Here is a 17,094-nt window from a genome sequence, read left to right as displayed (position 1 = left end):
CCGCTGCGAGCGTCCCTCACATGAACATCAGTACGGCGCCCGGGGCGAAGCGGCCGGGGCACCCGCAGCGCCTCCCTAGAATTGGCCGATGCACATTCATATTCTGGGTATCTGCGGCACGTTCATGGGTGGTGTGGCCGCCCTCGCACGCGAAGCAGGCCACCGGGTCACGGGCTGCGACGCCGGCGTGTACCCCCCGATGAGCGACCAGCTGCGCGCGCTCGGCATCGACCTGATCGAAGGCTTCGGCGCCGACCAGCTGGCCCTATCACCTGACATGTTCGTGGTCGGCAACGTGGTCTCGCGGGCCCGGCTGCCCGACGGCAGCCCCAAGTTCCCGCTGATGGAAGCCATCCTCGACGCCGGCAAGCCCTACACCAGCGGCCCGCAGTGGCTGGCCGAGCACGTGCTGCAGGGCCGCCATGTGCTGGCGGTGGCCGGCACGCACGGCAAGACGACCACCACCTCGATGCTCGCCTGGGTGCTCGAACAGGGCGGCAAGGCACCCGGCTTCCTGGTCGGCGGCGTGCCGCTGGACTTCGGCGTTTCGGCCCGCCTCGGCGACGGCCCGGCCTTCGTGATCGAGGCCGACGAGTACGACACCGCCTTCTTCGACAAGCGCAGCAAGTTCGTTCACTACCGGCCGCGCACCGCGGTGCTGAACAACCTGGAGTTCGATCACGCCGACATCTTCGACGATCTGGCCGCCATCGAGCGCCAGTTCCATCACCTCGTGCGCACCGTGCCCGGCACCGGGCGCCTGGTGGTGAACGCCACCGAAGAGAGCCTGCAGCGCGTGCTGGCCCAGGGCTGCTGGAGCGAACTCGCCCGTTTCGGCGACGGCGGCCCGGCCACGGAATGGCAGGCGCGCGGCACGCACGACGCCTTCGACGTGCTGCACCGCGGCGAGGTGGTCGGCCGGGTCGAGTGGGAACTCTCAGGTCTGCACAACCAGATGAACGCGCTGGCCGCCATCGCGGCGGCCGACCACGTGGGCGTGCCGCCGGCCGAAGCGGCCCGCGCACTCGGGCGCTTTCGCAACGTGCGCCGGCGCATGGAGCTGCGCGGCACGGTCGAGGGCCAGGGCGGCGCGATCACCGTCTACGACGATTTCGCCCACCACCCCACCGCGATCCGCACCACGCTCGACGGGCTGCGCAAGAAGCTCGACGACGCTGGCAAGCAAAGTGAGCGCATCCTCGCGGCCTTCGAGCCGCGCAGCAACACGATGAAGCTGGGCGTGATGGCCGCCCAACTGCCGTGGAGCCTGGAATCGGCCGACCTGTCGTTCTGCCACACGGCCGGCCTCGACTGGGACGCGGCCGCCGCGCTGGCGCCGATGGGCGCACGCGCCCAGGTGGCCGGCGCCATCGAGCCGCTGGTGCAACAGGTCGTGGCCGCGGCGCGGCCCGGCGATCACATCGTCTGCATGAGCAACGGCGGCTTCGGCGGCGTGCACGAGAAACTGCTGGACGCCCTGCGCGCCGCCCACGGATCATGAGCGGCATGCGCGCGCGTGAGCTGATTGACACCCTGAAGCTCCAGCCCCACCCCGAGGGCGGCTGGTATGCCGAGGTGTTCCGGTCGGCCGCGAGCGTGACGCCCGCCGACGGCCGCGCGCCGCGCAGCGCGCTGACCAGCATCTATTTCCTGCTCGAAGTCCACCAGCATTCGCGCTGGCACCGGGTGCTGTCGGACGAAGTCTGGGTGCACCTGGAAGGCGTGCCGCTGGCGCTGTGGACCTGCGACGCTGCGATGCGGACCGCGCCGGCCCACGTGAAGCTGGGCCCGGTCGATGTGCACGGCACCCGGCCGCAGCACGTGGTGCCTGCCGGCCAGTGGCAGGCCGCACGCCCGATCCAGGGCCACGCGGCCGGCGACTACACGCTGGTCGCCTGCATGGTCGGGCCGGGCTTCGACTTCGCGGATTTCTCGCTGGTGCCGCAGGGCAGCGACGAGGCGGCGTCGATGCGGCACCACTGGCCCGACCTGGCCAGCATGCTCTAACTAACTAGTGCGCTTCAGCCGCGGCGCTGTTTGACGGCTTGGGACAGCGTCTCGAGCACCTGCACCGAATCGTCCCAGCCGATGCACGCATCGGTGATGCTCTTGCCGTACTCCAGGCCCGACAGCTGGTCCTTGCCCGGCGTGAACTTCTGGGCGCCCGCCTGCAGGTGGCTTTCGATCATCACGCCGAACACGCGCTTCGAACCGCCGGCGATCTGGCCGGCGATGTCCTTGGCCACGTCGATCTGCTTCTGGTGCTGCTTGGAGCTGTTGGCGTGGCTGCAGTCGACCATCAGTGTGGGCGGCAGCTTGGCGGCTTCGAGGTCCTTGCAGGCCGCTTCGACGCTGGCGGCGTCGTAGTTCGGCGTCTTGCCGCCGCGCAGGATCACGTGGCAGTCGCGGTTGCCGTTGGTCTGCACGATCGCGACCTGGCCGTTCTTGTGCACCGACAGGAAGTGGTGGCCGCGCGCCGCCGCCTGGATGGCGTCGGTGGCGATGCGGATGTTGCCGTCGGTGCCGTTCTTGAAGCCGATGGGTGCCGACAGGCCCGAGGCCAGCTCGCGGTGCACCTGGCTTTCGGTGGTGCGCGCACCGATGGCGCCCCAGGCGATCAGGTCGCCGATGTACTGCGGCGAGATCACGTCGAGGAATTCGCTGCCCGCCGGCAGGCCCAGGCGGTTGATGTCGATCAAGAGTTGGCGCGCAATGCGCAGGCCTTCGTCGATGCGGTAGCTCTCGTCCAGGTACGGGTCATTGATGAGCCCCTTCCAGCCGACCGTGGTGCGCGGCTTCTCGAAGTACACGCGCATCACGATCTCCAGCGTGCCGGCGTACTTGTCGCGCTCGGCCTTGAGGCGGCGGGCGTATTCGAGGGCCGCGGCCGGGTCGTGGATCGAACACGGGCCCATGATCACCAGCAGCCGGTCGTCCTTGCCGGCCATGATGTTGTGGATGCCGCGGCGGGTGCCGGTGATCAGCGTTTCGATCGGCGTGCCGCGGATCGGGAAGAAGCGGATCAGATGTTCGGGAGGGGGGAGCACGTTGATGTCCTTGATGCGTTCGTCGTCGGTCTTGCTGGTTTTTTCGACGCTCGCATACCAGCTGTCGCCGGCGGGAGGGGTGTTCGTGCTCATGGTTCTCTTCCTTGTTGGTGTGAATGAAAAATCGTCAGGGCATAAAAAAACCGCCGGGGGCTGGAAGCCACCGGCGGTTCTGGGAGGGTGTTCGTTTGCTTTACGCGCTCGCCTCTCGTCCGCCGGAAACCGGGAACCAAAAGTAGGCAAAAAAGTAAGCGCGGAGGGCGGACATGTGGGCGGAATGTAGCACGGAAAACAAAAAACCGGCCAGGCGGCCGGGTCGGTGTTGTTTTTACCTGTAGCCCGATTCGTTGGCGTTGTGGATGATCCAGATCAGGTTGCCGCTGCTGAAATCGCCCATGCCGCCGCCTGCGAAGATCAGGCGGCCCTGGCCCTTGTAGGTCATCTCGAAGCGATGGCGGTCGCTGCCGAAGTAGAAGGGAATCCAGGCCTTGCCGGTGATGTAGGCGCCCTGGTCGGTGGGCTGGCCGGCGAGGTCGGTGACCTGCTTGGTGCTCATGCCGATCTGCAGGCGCGTGAACTTGCTGTTGCGCGCCGGGTTGCCGGTGATCTCGCCTTCGAAACCGTTCAGGCCCTTGACGGTGCGGCCGCTGCCGGCCTCGACCTTGGAAGAATCGACCACGTTGCCGCGTGCGTCCATGCCGGCCTTCGAACCGCTGGGCGCCGCAGGCGCGGCGGCGGCCGGGGCGGGTGCCGGTGCGGCGGCGGGCTGGCTGCCCGAACCGCCGCGCGATGCGCAACCGGCTGTGGCCAGCGCGACCACGGCGGTCGCGGCCCACAGCACGGCGGGCGAATTGATCCTGTTCCCCATTGAAATGCTCCTTGATTCGTCGTTCGCAAAAAGGAGCGCAGCTTAGCAACCGAATGAAACAGCCGGCAAGTGCCGAAAGTCCTAAGCCGTTCCACCTACCGTCAGGCCGTCGATGCGAAGGGTCGGCTGGCCGACGCCCACGGGCACGCTCTGGCCCTCTTTGCCGCAGGTGCCGACGCCCGAATCGAGCGCCATGTCGTTGCCGATCATGGTCACGCGGGTGAGCGCGTCGGGGCCGTTGCCCACGATGGTCGCGCCCTTCACCGGGTACTGGATCTTGCCGTTCTCGACCCAGAAGGCCTCGCTGGCCGAGAACACGAACTTGCCGCTCGTGATGTCGACCTGCCCGCCGCCGAAGTTGGTGGCGTACAGGCCCTTCTTGATGCTGGCGACGATTTCCTGCGGATCCTTGTCGCCGCCGAGCATGTAGGTGTTGGTCATGCGCGGCATCGGCACGTGGGCGTAGCTCTCGCGGCGGCCGTTGCCGGTGGGCTTGACCTTCATGAGGCGGGCGTTCATCGAGTCCTGGATGTAGCCCTTGAGGATGCCGTCCTCGATCAGCACGTTGCGCTGGCTGGCGTGGCCTTCGTCGTCCACGTTGAGCGAGCCGCGGCGGTCGGCGATGGTGCCGTCGTCGAGCACCGTGACGCCCTTGGCCGCCACGCGCTGGCCGATGCGGCCCGAGAACGCGCTCGAGCCCTTGCGGTTGAAGTCGCCCTCCAGGCCGTGGCCGATGGCTTCGTGCAGCAGGATGCCGGGCCAGCCCGAGCCGAGCACCACGGTCATCTCGCCAGCCGGGGCCGGACGGGCGTCGAGGTTGGTCAGCGCGGCCTTCACGGCGTGGTCGACGTACTCGGCGATCTGCGCGTCGGTGAAGTAGGCCAGGCCGAAACGCCCGCCGCCGCCGCCCGAGCCGACCTCGCGGCGCCCGTTCTGTTCGGCGATCACGGTGACCGACAGCCGCACCAGCGGTCGCACGTCGGCGGCCAGCGTGCCGTCGGCGCGCGCCACCATCACCACGTCGTACTCGCTGGCCAGGCCGGCCATGACCTGCGCCACGCGCGGGTCGCGCGAGCGGGCGAGCTGCTCGACCTTCTCGAGCAGCTTCACCTTGGCCGTGCTGTCGAGCGTGGCGATGGGGTCGATGCCGCCGTAGAGCGAGCGGCTGGAGGCGATCTTGCGCGGCACGGTCTTCACACGCGCGGTGCGACCGGCGGAGGAAATGGAGCGCACCGTGCGCGCCGCGTCGAGCAGCGAGGCCTCGGAGATGTCGTCCGAATAGGCAAAGGCGGTTTTCTCGCCGCTCACGGCGCGCACGCCGACGCCCTGGTCGATGCTGAAGCTGCCCGTCTTGACGATGCCCTCCTCGAGGCTCCAGCCCTCGCTGCGGGTGTACTGGAAGTACAGGTCGGCATCGTCCACGCGGTGCGCGGTGATCTCGGCCAGGGCCTTGCTCAGGTGCGATTCGTCCAGGCCGAACGGCGTGAGCAGGAGCTGTTGCGCCGTGGCGAGGCGCTCGATGGTGGGTTCGCGGGAGATCATGGCTGCCATTCTAGGCAGCCGCCCCCGTCCGTGCCGCCCCGGGGGACTCTAGTTCTGGGCGAGTTTGCGGGCCCGCGCGATCGACATCAGGATGCCCAGCCCCAGCCCCAGCGTGACCATGGCGGTGCCGCCGTAGCTGATGAACGGCAGCGGCACGCCCACCACCGGCAGGATGCCGCTGACCATGCCCATGTTCACGAAGGCGTAAGTGAAGAAGATCATGGTCACCGCCCCGGCCAGCAGGCGCGAGAACAGCGTGGGCGCGTTCAGCGCGATGGTCAGCCCGCGGAAGATCAGCAGGATGAAGGCCGCGATCAGCGCCAGGTTGCCGATCAGGCCGAATTCCTCGGAGTACGCCGCGAAGATGAAGTCGGTGGTGCGCTCGGGAATGAATTCGAGGTGCGTCTGCGTGCCCTGCATGAAGCCCTTGCCCCCCACGCCGCCCGAGCCGATGGCGATCATCCCCTGGATGATGTGGAAGCCCTTGCCCAGCGGGTCCTTGCTGGGGTCGAGCAGCGTGCACACGCGCTGCTTCTGGTAGTCGTGCAGCACGCGCCAGTCGACGCCGTCGACGCACAGCTGCGACTCGAAACCCACGATCAGCGTGATGGCCACCGCGCCGAGCACCACTGGCGGCACGATCAGCTTCCACGGCAGCCCGGCAAAGAAGATCACCGCCAGCCCGGCCGCCAGCACCAGCAGCGAGGTGCCCAGGTCGGGCTGCTTCATGATGAGCCCGACGGGCACCGCCAGCAGCAGCGTCGCCACCACGAAGTCGAGCGGGCGCAACTGGCCTTCGCGGCGCTGGAACCACCAGGCCAGCATCAGCGGCATGGCGATCTTGAGGATTTCGCTGGGCTGGATCACCACGCCCACGTTGATCCAGCGCTGGGCGCCCTTCTTGGTGATGCCGAACAGCGCCACCGCGATCAGCAACGCCACCCCGGCCGCATACAGCGGCACGGCGAAGGCCATGAGCCGCTGCGGCGGCACCTGCGCCACCACGAACATGATGCCGCCGGCCAGCAGCATGTTGCGGCCATGGTCGAGAAAGCGCGTGCCATGGTCGTAGCCGGAGGAATACATGGTGAGCAGCCCGGCGAAGGCGAGCAGCATCACGGCAAAGGCCAGGAAGCCGTCGAAGCCCTGGAAGATGGGCGCAATGCGACGCGCCAGGGAGGGCTGGTTGAACACGGCAGACATGATGGGGGCGGATTATCCCCGCCCCGCCCGCCCCGTCAGTCGAAAACGAGCTGAACGACCGTGCGCCCCGGTCGGCTTTCGATCGCCAGCCGGGCTCCGATGGCGGCGGCGCGCTTGGACAGCGCCTCCGGCACCTCGGTGGCGTCGAAGCCCACGCCGTTGTCGATCACCCGCAGGCGCACGGCGCCGTCGCGCGCGTCGGCCTCGATGCGCAGCGCGCTCGCGTGGGCGTGCTGCAGCACGTTCGAGATGGCCTCGAACAGCAGGAACTGCAGCTGCCGCGTGGCGTGGGCGTCGAGCTGCGTCACCGGGGGCAGTTCGTCCACGCCCCATTCGAAGGCGATGTCCGCAGCGGCCAGCCGGGGTTCCAGCCGGTAGCGCAGCGCCGCCAGCAGCGCGCCGATGTCGCCGGGCGGCAGGTGGATGGAGTCGATCGACAGCTTGAGCTGGTCGAGCGAGTCGCGCAGGGTGCGCAGCAGTTCCTCGGGGCTGGTCTGGCCCGACTGCAACTGGCGGATCGCCGAGCTGATGTGCGAGCCCACGCCGTCGTGCATGTCGCGCAGGATGCGCTCGCGCTCGTGGGTGCGCGCCTGGTCGCGGGCCACCTCCTCCAGCTCGGCGTAGGTGGAAGCCAGTTCGCGTTCGCGCTGCGCCACCCGGTCGGCCAGCGTCTTGACCCAGCCGCGCGCCTGCACGCTCGCGAAGTGGAAGCGCCGCAGCACGATCAGCAGCAGCGCCACGCCGAACATCACCGAGGAATAGCGCACCCAGGTGGTCTCGCCATAGGCGTCGCTCAGGCGGATCACGAGCCAGTCGCGCGTGCCGAAGGCCACCGTGACCAGCGCGGCGCCGGCCACCAGCAGCCGCTCGACGCTGGGCCGGCGCACCGTGGCGACCGCAAAGGCGATCACGAAGCCGAGGACGATCGTGATCTCGACCGCCAGCCAGGCCGTGAGCCAGCGCGGCTCCTCGCGGTTCAGCGCCAGCCAGGTGAACACCACGGTGCCGACCACCACGGCCGCCGTCGGCCAGCGCACCCAGCGCGTGCGCGGGCTCTGCGCCCAGTCCGCAAGGTGGTAGCAGAACATCATGGCGGACGCGGCCCAGCCCGCGTAGCAACCGGCCATCAGCACGCCCCATAGCTGCCACGGCAGCGGCGGCTCGGGAATCATGGCGTCGGCCACCCGCAGCGCCCAGCAGAACTCGGCGACCGCGGCCCAGAAGTAGAGAGCGTCGCGCTGGCGGCGACCGGTCGCGCCGGTGTCGACCTGGGTGAACCACAGCGCCAGCGCGATGCTGCCGACGATGAGGCTGAACGCGGTCAACAGCACCGACCCCGTGAAGCGCCAGGCGTAGGCGCCGTCGAACAACGCGGTGCGCACCGGCGTCGCCGGCCCGATGGTGACGCGCGACAGGCCGGCGCGCCGTTCGCTGTCGGCGCGGATGCGGATCTGCAGCAGGTTCTCGCCCTCTTTCAGCAACCGCCCGGGCACCGGCACGTAGACGGGCGCCTTGGCGTAGTCGGCGCGGTTGCCCTGGCCGAGGTCACCATAGGACTGCAGCAGCGCGCCATTGAGCTGTACCTCGAAGACGCTGCCGGCGCGGGGAATGAAGACGCCCCAGGGCACCTCGGGCAGGGCCTCGACCCGGAACGGCAGCTCGAAGCTCGCGAAGCCGGTGCGGCCGCGGTGCCGGCGGTCCCAGTGGTAGGACAGGTCGACCGCTTCGGTCTGCACGACACCGTCGATGGTGGTGGTCACCCTGGCGTGGCGCAGCTCGATCGGCCCCTGCGTCTCCCCTGCGGCGGCGCCCCCCGCGGCAAGCAGCGCCGCCAGCCCGAGCAGGCACAGGAACGCCAGCCGCCGCAGCATCCGCCCTCAGCCCGGATGGGACAGCAGGCCGAGGCGCGTGGCCTCGAACACCGCTTCGCTCTTGGAATGCACCGCGAGCTTGCCGTAGAGGTTCTTGATGTGCGTCTGCACCGTGTGCACGCTCAGGCCCTTGAGGCGCGCGATCTCGGCGTACGAGAAGCCGCGCGCGATCAGCGTCAGCACCTCGTGCTCGCGTGCCGAGAGCAGGCCGCGGTCGGTCTCGTCGAGCGTCGTCTCCGCCGGCGCCGCGCCGGCTGTGCCCGGCACGGCCGCCTGCAGGCTGCGGTACTTGGCGAGCACGCGGCGCGCGATCATGGGCGAGATCGGCGAGGCGCCGGCCTTCATCTCGACGATGGTCTGCGCGATGTCTTCCGGTGCGGCGTCCTTGTGGATGTAGCCGACGGCGCCGGCCTCGATGCTGGCCAGCACGTTCTCCTCGTCGCCGAAGACCGACACCACCAGCGGCTCGCAGCCGGGAAAGCGCGCGACGGCATCGCGGATCACGTCCAGGCCGGTGCCGTCGGGCATGCCGAGGTCGACCAGCAGCACGTCGGGGATGGTCGCGGTTGCGGCCAGCCAGCTGCGCGCTTCCTGCACCGTACCGGCGCTGCCGAGCCAGAACAGGCGCGGGCTGCGCTGCACGCTGGCCTCGAAGAAGGCGCGTGCGCGGCTGTCGTCCTCGACCACGAGCACGCCCCAGCGGCGTGGCATCCCGTCATCCTGTACCTCGGTATTCATGGGATGGAGCATAAGCCTGGGCACCCACCGCCACGCGGGGCCTGCCTCCCTCGTTCATGGGATGCCCCCTGCCAGATGCGTCACGAAACTTGTCTCTTCTTTCTCCCCTTGCGCCGCACCGCCGCCCCCTGCGCGGCCGCACCGTGAATACTTTCGAATTCCAGCCACGCCCTCGCGGCCTGCTCAGGGGCCGATTCGCAGGGATTTGTGGGGTCACCGCGCCGTGGGCGGCGCGGACCTCATGCAAAATTGTCTGAATCCGGCCACGGGGCGCGACCAGCGCACCCCAGTCACCTCCTCCCATGGAACCGCAAACCACCCATCTGTTGTATCTGCACGGCTTCCGCTCGTCGCCCCGCTCGACCAAGGCGCGGCTGGTGGCGAAGCACGTGGCGCGCGAGCACCCGAACCTGGAGTGGTGGTGCCCGCAGCTGCCGCCGTCGCCGCACGATGCGATCGACATGGTGATGAAGGGCATCGCGCACTGGCCGCGCAAATCGATGGCGGTGATCGGTTCGTCGCTGGGCGGTTTCTACGCCACCTACGTCGCCGGCATGACGCGCTGCCGCGCCGTGCTGCTCAACCCCGCGGTGCATCCGGCGCGCGACCTCACGCGCTACATCGGCAGCCAGACCGCCTGGCACGACCCGTCCGAGCACTTCTACTTCCAGCCCGAATTCATCCAGGAGCTGCGCGCGATGGAAATCGGTGCGCTCACGCGGCCCGAGCGCCTGTTCGCGATCATCGCCAAGGGCGACGAGGCGCTCGACTGGCACGAGATGTCGGCGCGCTACCCCGACAGCCGCATCAAGTTGCTCGAGGGCGGCGACCATGCGCTGTCCGATTTCGAAAAAGCGCACCTCGACGACGTGATGGCGTTCATCAACCCCGTCTAGCGTCCGCCCCGGGCCCGGAAGCGCGCCCGATCCCGCGTGGGAGAATCGCCGGATGTTTGTATTGTTTGAAGAAGCCGGCAAATACCTCGGCGGCCGCATCCTGTCGGAAGCCGAAGCCTCGGCACAGGTCGAGCTCGAGACCGGCAAGCGCGTCAAGGTCAAGGGCGCCAACATCGTTCTGCGTTTCGAGAAACCGGCCCCGGCCGAGCTGATGGCCGAGGCGCGCACGCTCGCCGCCGCCATGGACCTCGACCTCGCCTGGGAATTCGCAGCCGAAGGCGAGTTCGGCTTTGCCGACCTGGCCGCCGACTATTTCAGCGAGAAGCCCACGCTCGCGCAACAGGCCGCTGCGCTGTTCGCGCTGTTCGAGGCGCCGCACTACTTCCGCCGCGCGGGCAAGGGGCGCTTCAAGAAGGCGCCGGCCGAGATCGTGCAGCAGGCGCTGGCCGCCATCGAGAAGAAGAAAGCCATCCAGGCGCAGATCGTCGGATGGGCCGGCCAGCTGGCCGAGGGCGTGTGCCCGCCGGCGATCCGCGAGCAGCTCTACAAGATCCTGTTCAAGCCCGACAAGAACGCGCCCGAATACAAGGCCGTGGTCGACGCCGCGCGCGCCACGCAGCGCCCGCCGCTCGACCTGCTGGAGCGCGCCGGCGCCATCGATTCGCCCTACCAGTTCCACTGGCGGCGCTTCCTGTTCGAGAACTTCCCCAAGGGCACCGGCTTCCCCGCGCTCGCGGCGCCGGCCGTCGCCGACGACCTGCCGCTGGCCGAAGGCGTGCGGGCCTTCTCGATCGACGACTCGCAGACCACCGAAATCGACGACGCGCTGTCGGTGCAGGGCATGGGCAGCGGCACCATCACGGTCGGCATCCACATCGCCGCACCGGGCCTGGCGCTGACGCCGGGCAGCGCCATCGACGCCGTGGCGCGTGCGCGCATGTCCACCGTGTACATGCCGGGCTACAAGATCACCATGCTGCCCGACGAGGTGGTCGACACCTACACGCTGCTCGAAGGCGGCGACCGCCCGGCCGTGTCGCTCTATGCGCGCTTCGACGAAGCCACGCTGGAGCTGCAGGGCACCGAGACGAAACTCGAACGCGTGCCGATCGTCGCCAACCTGCGCCACGACCAGCTCGACGCCGTCGTCACGCAGCCCTGGCTCGAAGACGCCACCTTCAACTCCGACAACACCCCCGACGCCGCCGCGAAGCTGCGCGCGCCGCTGTCCTTCCTGTTCCGCCTGGCCAAGCACCTGAAGGCGCAGCGCGAAGTGGTGCGCGGCAAGCCCGAGAACTTCAGCCGGCCCGACTACAACTTCCGCCTCGTCGGCAACGACGGCGCCGAGCCCACGGGCAACGAGCAGGTTCAGATCAGCACGCGCCAGCGCGGCGCGCCGCTCGACCTGATCGTGTCCGAGGCCATGATCCTGGCCAACAGCAGCTGGGGCGGCTGGCTCGGCGAGCTCGGCGTGCCGGGCCTGTACCGCAGCCAGGCCAGCCTGGCGCCCGGCATCAAGGTGCGCATGGGCACGCGCGCGCTGCCGCACGCGGGCCTGGGCGTGAAGAGCTACGCCTGGAGCACCTCGCCGCTGCGCCGCTACACCGACCTCGTGAACCAGTGGCAGATCATCGCGGCCGCGCGCCACGGCAAGACCGCCGCACTGGCCGCGCCGTTCAAGCCGAAAGACGCCGACCTGTTCTCGATCCTGTCGGGCTTCGATGCGGCCTACGCTACGTACAACGCCTACCAGGGCGGCATGGAGCGCTTCTGGACGCTGAAGTACCTGCAGCAGCAGGGCATCACCGAGCTCGAGGCCACGGTCATCAAGGACATTCCCAACGGCGCGCTGGTGCGCGCCGACACGCTGCCGCTGGTGTTCCCGGTGGCCGGCCAGCAGGAGCGCGGCGCGCGCGTGCGCGTGAAGCTCGGCGAGATCGACGAGATCGCACTCGACGTGAGCGGCACCGTGCTCGAACGCTTCGACGTGCCGCAGGCCGATGCCGCAGCCGCTGACGGCGGCGAGGACGACGAGGAAGAAGTCGCCGGCCCGATCGCCATCGCGGTCGACCTGAGCGACACCGAGGCCGCACCCGACCCGGCGACGACCACGCCTGCATGACCCCCGGTCGAACGACCGGAGACACGCGACCCCTGGAGGAGTTTCGAGAATGAATCTCAAGGACCTCAGCACGCTGCAGATCGCTCTGGGCGTGTCGGTCATCGCGCATGCCGCGTTGCTCGCGGTGCGCTTCGTCGATCCCGAATCGTTCAACCGGGTCTTCAGCGAAACCCCGCTTGAGGTGATCCTGGTCAACAGCAAGACCAACGACAAGCCCGACCCCGCGGCCCGCGTGATGGCGCAGACCACGCTCGCGGGCGGCGGCGACCTCGACAAGGGCCGCGCCACCAGCCCGCTGCCGCCGTCGAGCTTCACCACCATGGGCGACTCGTTCGAGGAATCGCGCCGCCAGGTCGAGGCCATGCAGGCCCAGCAGATGCAGATGCTGGCGCAGCTCAAGCGCGAGCTGGCCGCCATGCCCGTGCCCGATCCGCGCCAGGCCGGCGACCTGACCGAGGCCGCCGCGCGCGAGGAAAAGCGCCGCCAGATGGTCGCGCTGCTCGCCGAGATCGAGCGCCGCGTGAACGAGGAAAACGCGCGCCCCAAGAAACGCTACCTGAGCCCGGCCACGCGCGAGGCGGCCTACGCGCTGTACGTCGACACGCTGCGCCGGCGCATCGAGGTCAAGGGCACCGAGAACTTCCCGACCGCGGCCGGCAAGAAGCTCTACGGCGAACTCAAGATGACCGTCACCATCAACCACGACGGGCGCGTGCTCGACGCCGTGGTCGACGAGAGCTCGGGCAACACCACACTCGACCGCCGTGCCCAGGCCATCGTGCGCAGCGTCGGCAACTTCGGCAAGTTCACCGATGCCATGCGCAAGCAGACCGACCAGATCGTGCTGCAGTCGCGCTTCAAGTTCACGCGCGACGAGACCATCGAGCTGTCGTCCCAATAGCAACAGCACCCCAGCAGAACACGGAGCATCGGCCATGGATCAGTACTGCGTCATGGGCAACCCCGTCGAGCACAGCCGCTCGCCCCGCATCCACGCGCGCTTTGCCGAACTCTGCGGCCAGCCCATGGCCTACGGCCGGCGCCTGGTGCCGATCGGTGCCTTCGCCGAAGGCATCGCCGCCTTCCGCAGTGAAGCGGCCGCGCAGGGCGATGCGGCACGCGGCTGCAACGTCACCGTGCCCTTCAAGTTCGACGCCGCCGCGCTCGCGCAGCACACCAGCGAGCGCGCCACGCTGGCGCAGGCGGTGAACACGCTGCGCTTCGAGGCCGACGGCAGCATCCACGCCGACAACACCGATGGCATCGGCCTGGTCAACGACATCGTGCGCAACGCCGGCGTGCCGCTGGCGGGCCGGTCGCTGCTGCTGATCGGCGCCGGCGGCGCGGCGGCTGGCGTGCTCGGGCCGCTGCTCGACGCGGGTGCCGCGCACGTCGTGGTGGCCAACCGCACGCTCGACAAGGCCATCGCGCTGGTGCAGCGCCATGCCGCGCTCGCGCTGCGCCACGGCGCCACGCTCGAGGCCTGGGCGCTCGACGACGTGCCGGGCGACTTCGACGTGGTGGTCAACGCCACCGCCTCCAGCCTCGCGGGCGACGCGGTGCCCGTGCGCGCGCAGGTGCTGCGTCCCGGCGCGCTGGCCGTCGACATGATGTACGGCCCCGCCGCCGCAGGCTTCATGGCCTGGGCCGAAGCGCACGGCGCGGTCGCACGCGACGGCCTCGGCATGCTGGTGGAACAGGCCGCCGAAGCCTTCGAATTCTGGCGCGGCGTGCGCCCGCCGTCGGCCCAGGTGCTGGCCGAGCTGCGCGCCTCGCTCGCCGCCGGCGCATGAAGGGCCTGCTGCGCCTGATCGCCTGCCTCGTGGTGGCGGGCCTGGCGCTCGAACTGTTCTTCGTGGTGCGCATCGCGGCCATGGCGGTGATCGATCCGCAGAGCACGGCCTTCCAGCGCTCCGAGGCCTGGCGCGTCGCCCTCTCGCAGGGCCGCGAAGGCGGATGGCGTCAGGACTGGGTGCCGTACACGCAGATCAACGACACCCTCAAGCGCGCCGTGATCGCCAGCGAAGACGCCGGCTTCGTCGACCACAACGGCGTCGAGTGGGAAGCCATCGAGCGTGCGCGCCAGCGCAACGCCCGCGCCGAACAGCTGGCCGCCAAGCGCATGGCGCGCGCGGCGGCACGCGGCAAGCCGGCGCAGCCGGCCCCGCTGCGCGGCGGCTCCACCATCACGCAGCAGCTCGCGAAGAACCTGCTGCTGTCGGGCGAGCGCACCATGTTGCGCAAGGGCCAGGAGCTGGTGCTCGCCACGCTGCTCGAGGTGCTGCTCGACAAGCGGCGCATCCTCGAGATCTACCTGAACAACGTCGAATGGGGCGAAGGCGTGTTCGGCGCCGAGGCCGCCGCGCAGTACTACTTCAGGAAACCAGCCGCACGCTTGACTTCATACGAGGCCGCGCGCCTGGCCGTGATGCTGCCGAGCCCGAAGTTCTTCGAGCGGCGGCCCAACTCCTCGTACATCAACGGACGGGCATCGACGATCGTGGCGCGGATGCCGGCGGTCGACCTGCCCTGAGCTTGCGCACCGCGCCTTCCACCACCAGCACGGCGACGAAGCCGATCGCGTAGGCCAGCACGTCCCACCAGTCGGCGGTGGCGCCGAGCACGATGCGCAGCGCGCGGTTCGGAATGTGCAGGTGCCAGGTCGACGCGAGGAACTGCCCCAGCTCCACCAGCAACCCCACGCCGAAGGCCGCCAGCGCGAGCGGCAGCACGCGCGCGGCGACGAAGGTCTTGAACACCACGTACACCCACGCCACGGCCAGCACGTCACCGAAGAAGCTTCGCACCCAGCCCCAGCGCGCGCCGACGGTGGCCAGCAGCACGAGCAACACGAAGAGGGCCACCGCCCACGCCAGGGAAAGAAGATCGAATCGCCATCGCATGGCCCGTATCATCGCCTCCATATGCTGGCAAAGCTCACAGGTTGGTTGCTGCTGGGAATCGTCCGATTGCTCACCGGCGCGCAGGCGCGCTGGTACGGCTGTCCACCGAAGGCCGAGCAGCGCATCTACTTCGCGAATCACCAGAGCCACGCGGACCTCGTGATGATCTGGGCCGCGCTGCCCGAAGAGTTGCGCAGCATCACGCGGCCCATCGCGGCACGCGACTACTGGGCCAACACGCCGGTCAAGCGCTGGATCACGACGGAGGTGTTCAACGCGGTGTATGTGGAGCGGGCGGCCACGGGGGCTGCACCGGTGGCCCCGCCACCGGAAGCACCGCCTCAGGCACCGCCACCCGCGGCGCCCATCGCCCCGGCCGAGCGCATCGAGCCGTCGATGGAGCCGCTGCTGCCGATCGAAACTGTGTCTCACGCATCGGCTGCCGAAGGTCCGCAGGAGATTCAGGGACAGCTCGACCTTCCCGCACCCCCTCCGCCCCCACCACCGGTCGCACCGCCGCCGGTCATCGAACCCGAAGTGCCAGCCGCCGCGCCCGAGCCGCCCGCCGCCGACCCACTCGCCCCGCTCATCGACGCGCTGCGCAGCGGCGACTCGATCATCATCTTTCCCGAAGGCACGCGCGGCCACACCGGCGAGCCGCAGAAATTCAAGTCGGGCCTGTACGCGCTGGCGACGATGTTCCCCGACGTGGTGCTCGTACCGGCCTGGATCGACAACGTGCAGCGCGTGATGCCCAAGGGCGAGATCGTGCCCGTGCCCATCCTGTGCTCCGTCACCTTCGGCGCGCCGATCCGCGTCGAAGCAGGCGAAGAGCGCCGCCCTTTCCTCGACCGTGCGCGTGCCGCCGTGATCGCATTGCGCGACGTCTGAAGGTATGAACCAGTTCCTGCGCAGCCTCAGCCCGACCCAGCAGGTCGCGGCCCTTTTCCTGATCGTCTTCGGCCTGCTCTTCATCGTGAGCACCGCCGTCTTCTTCCTGAGCTTCAAGGAGCGGCGCAACCCGGTGCACGACGAGTCGTGGCAGGCCGAGCTGGCGCATTTCCGCGCGCTGCTGGGCACCACCTGGTTCATGGTGATCGTGTTCTGGATCGGCTGGGCGCTGGGCGAAACGGTGGCCACCGTGCTGTTCGCGCTGATCGCGTTCTTTGCGCTGCGCGAGTTCATCACGCTCTCGCCGACGCGGCGCGGCGACCACCGCAGCCTGATCCTCGCGTTCTTCGTGGTGCTGCCGATCCAGTTCTGGCTGGTGGCCACCGCGCGCTTCGACCTGTTCACGGTGTTCATCCCGGTCTACGTGTTCCTCGCCATCCCGGTGGCGAGCGCGCTGGCGAACGACCCGAGCCATTTCCTCGAGCGCAACGCCAAGCTGCAGTGGGGCATCATGGTCTGCGTCTACGGCATGAGCCACGTGCCCGCGCTGCTGCTGCTGACCTTCCCGGGCTACGAAGGCAAGAGCGCGTTCCTCGTGTTCTTCCTGGTTTTCGTGGTGCAGACCTCGGTGCTGGTGCAGCACCTGATCTCGCGGCGCATGCAGCGCACGCCGTTCGCGCCGAACGTGAGCCGCAGCTTCAACTGGACCAGCTGGGGCGTCGGCATCGTCGTGGCCAGCCTGGTGGGCGCGCTGTTCTCGTTCATCACGCCGTTCAAGTTCGGGCAGGCGCTCGCGGTATCGATCATTGCCTGCGTCGCGGGCTCGATGGGCCACCTCGTGATGAAGGCACTCAAGCGCGACCGCGGCATTCCGAACTGGGGCCAGAAGGGCGTGGGCGTGACCGGCGCCAACGGCCTGCTCGACCGCGTCGATGCGCTGTGCTTCGCGGCGCCGATCTTCTTCCATTCGATCCGCTGGTACTTCAACGTCTGAAGCACCGGACGGCGGGCGA

16 protein-coding genes are annotated in these 17,094 nt (G+C 69.1%); 9 read left to right on the top strand and 7 right to left on the bottom strand.

The window, feature by feature from the left end; translation table 11 throughout:
- The first annotated feature begins 88 nt into the window (after window positions 1–88).
- Together mpl and AC1RLW_RS28710 are read left to right on the top strand one after the other, a co-directional pair.
- Complete coding sequence (mpl, locus tag AC1RLW_RS28715; RefSeq protein ID WP_493195948.1) at window positions 89–1,501, top strand: UDP-N-acetylmuramate:L-alanyl-gamma-D-glutamyl-meso-diaminopimelate ligase; 1,413 nt, start codon at window positions 89–91, stop codon at window positions 1,499–1,501.
- Complete coding sequence (locus AC1RLW_RS28710) at window positions 1,498–2,007, top strand: cupin domain-containing protein (RefSeq protein ID WP_493195947.1); 510 nt, start codon at window positions 1,498–1,500, stop codon at window positions 2,005–2,007. The genes mpl and AC1RLW_RS28710 overlap by 4 nt, the downstream gene beginning before the upstream one ends.
- Before the next feature lie 14 nt (window positions 2,008–2,021).
- Here AC1RLW_RS28710 and AC1RLW_RS28705 read toward each other — a convergent pair whose 3' ends face one another.
- From AC1RLW_RS28705 to AC1RLW_RS28680, 6 genes are all read right to left on the bottom strand, one after another.
- Window positions 2,022–3,140 (bottom strand): 3-deoxy-7-phosphoheptulonate synthase, encoded by a 1,119-nt coding sequence (locus AC1RLW_RS28705; RefSeq protein WP_062481230.1) that lies wholly within the window; start codon window positions 3,138–3,140, stop codon window positions 2,022–2,024.
- Window positions 3,141–3,375: 235 nt separating this feature from the next.
- Window positions 3,376–3,915 carry a hypothetical protein gene (locus tag AC1RLW_RS28700; protein WP_062481228.1) on the bottom strand — a complete coding sequence of 180 codons (540 nt, stop codon included), beginning with the start codon at window positions 3,913–3,915 and terminating at the stop codon, window positions 3,376–3,378.
- Between the two features lie 81 nt (window positions 3,916–3,996).
- Window positions 3,997–5,457: a metalloprotease TldD gene (tldD, locus tag AC1RLW_RS28695; protein ID WP_095743620.1), complete on the bottom strand. Its 1,461-nt coding sequence runs from the start codon at window positions 5,455–5,457 to the stop codon at window positions 3,997–3,999.
- Between the two features lie 48 nt (window positions 5,458–5,505).
- Window positions 5,506–6,660, bottom strand: a complete 1,155-nt coding sequence (rodA, locus tag AC1RLW_RS28690; RefSeq protein WP_062481224.1) for a rod shape-determining protein RodA — start codon at window positions 6,658–6,660, stop codon at window positions 5,506–5,508.
- 35 nt (window positions 6,661–6,695) lie between these two features.
- Window positions 6,696–8,531, bottom strand: a complete 1,836-nt coding sequence (locus tag AC1RLW_RS28685; RefSeq protein ID WP_493195945.1) for a sensor histidine kinase — start codon at window positions 8,529–8,531, stop codon at window positions 6,696–6,698.
- Window positions 8,532–8,537: 6 nt separating this feature from the next.
- A complete protein-coding gene (locus AC1RLW_RS28680; protein WP_493195944.1) occupies window positions 8,538–9,281 on the bottom strand; it encodes a response regulator in 744 nt (247 codons plus the stop codon).
- 290 nt (window positions 9,282–9,571) lie between these two features.
- Between AC1RLW_RS28680 and AC1RLW_RS28675 the strand changes: the two genes are divergently transcribed.
- From AC1RLW_RS28675 to mtgA, 5 genes are read left to right on the top strand one after another with little or no spacing between them, the layout of a single operon-like run.
- Window positions 9,572–10,165 carry a YqiA/YcfP family alpha/beta fold hydrolase gene (locus AC1RLW_RS28675; RefSeq protein ID WP_159273879.1) on the top strand — a complete coding sequence of 198 codons (594 nt, stop codon included), beginning with the start codon at window positions 9,572–9,574 and terminating at the stop codon, window positions 10,163–10,165.
- Window positions 10,166–10,217: 52 nt separating this feature from the next.
- The gene (locus tag AC1RLW_RS28670; RefSeq protein WP_493195943.1) at window positions 10,218–12,287 is read left to right on the top strand and encodes a ribonuclease catalytic domain-containing protein; all 2,070 of its coding nucleotides are present in this window, start codon (window positions 10,218–10,220) and stop codon (window positions 12,285–12,287) included.
- A gap of 49 nt (window positions 12,288–12,336) precedes the next feature.
- The gene (locus AC1RLW_RS28665; protein WP_493195942.1) at window positions 12,337–13,188 is read left to right on the top strand and encodes an energy transducer TonB; all 852 of its coding nucleotides are present in this window, start codon (window positions 12,337–12,339) and stop codon (window positions 13,186–13,188) included.
- 34 nt (window positions 13,189–13,222) lie between these two features.
- Window positions 13,223–14,080, top strand: a complete 858-nt coding sequence (aroE, locus tag AC1RLW_RS28660) for a shikimate dehydrogenase (protein WP_139703010.1) — start codon at window positions 13,223–13,225, stop codon at window positions 14,078–14,080.
- Entirely contained in the window at window positions 14,077–14,820 is a 744-nt protein-coding gene (mtgA, locus tag AC1RLW_RS28655) for a monofunctional biosynthetic peptidoglycan transglycosylase (RefSeq protein WP_070060122.1), read from the top strand. Before aroE ends, mtgA begins: the two co-directional genes overlap by 4 nt.
- Here mtgA and AC1RLW_RS28650 read toward each other — a convergent pair.
- On the bottom strand, window positions 14,765–15,202 hold the full coding sequence (locus AC1RLW_RS28650; protein ID WP_493195941.1) for a ribosomal maturation YjgA family protein: 438 nt from the start codon (window positions 15,200–15,202) through the stop codon (window positions 14,765–14,767). The two genes, mtgA and AC1RLW_RS28650, sit on opposite strands and share 56 nt — an antisense overlap.
- A gap of 9 nt (window positions 15,203–15,211) precedes the next feature.
- Here AC1RLW_RS28650 and AC1RLW_RS28645 point away from each other — a divergent pair, with 9 nt between their 5' ends.
- Window positions 15,212–16,081, top strand: a complete 870-nt coding sequence (locus AC1RLW_RS28645) for a lysophospholipid acyltransferase family protein (RefSeq protein WP_493195940.1) — start codon at window positions 15,212–15,214, stop codon at window positions 16,079–16,081.
- A 4-nt stretch (window positions 16,082–16,085) separates the two neighbouring features.
- Window positions 16,086–17,075: a phosphatidate cytidylyltransferase gene (locus AC1RLW_RS28640; RefSeq protein ID WP_095948182.1), complete on the top strand. Its 990-nt coding sequence runs from the start codon at window positions 16,086–16,088 to the stop codon at window positions 17,073–17,075.
- Window positions 17,076–17,094: the final 19 nt, after the last annotated feature.

This window comes from Variovorax sp. GW822-FHT04A09 (genome assembly GCF_058801005.1).
Note: the sequence above shows the minus strand (reverse complement) of the source record. Positions and strands in the feature narration are given on the sequence as shown.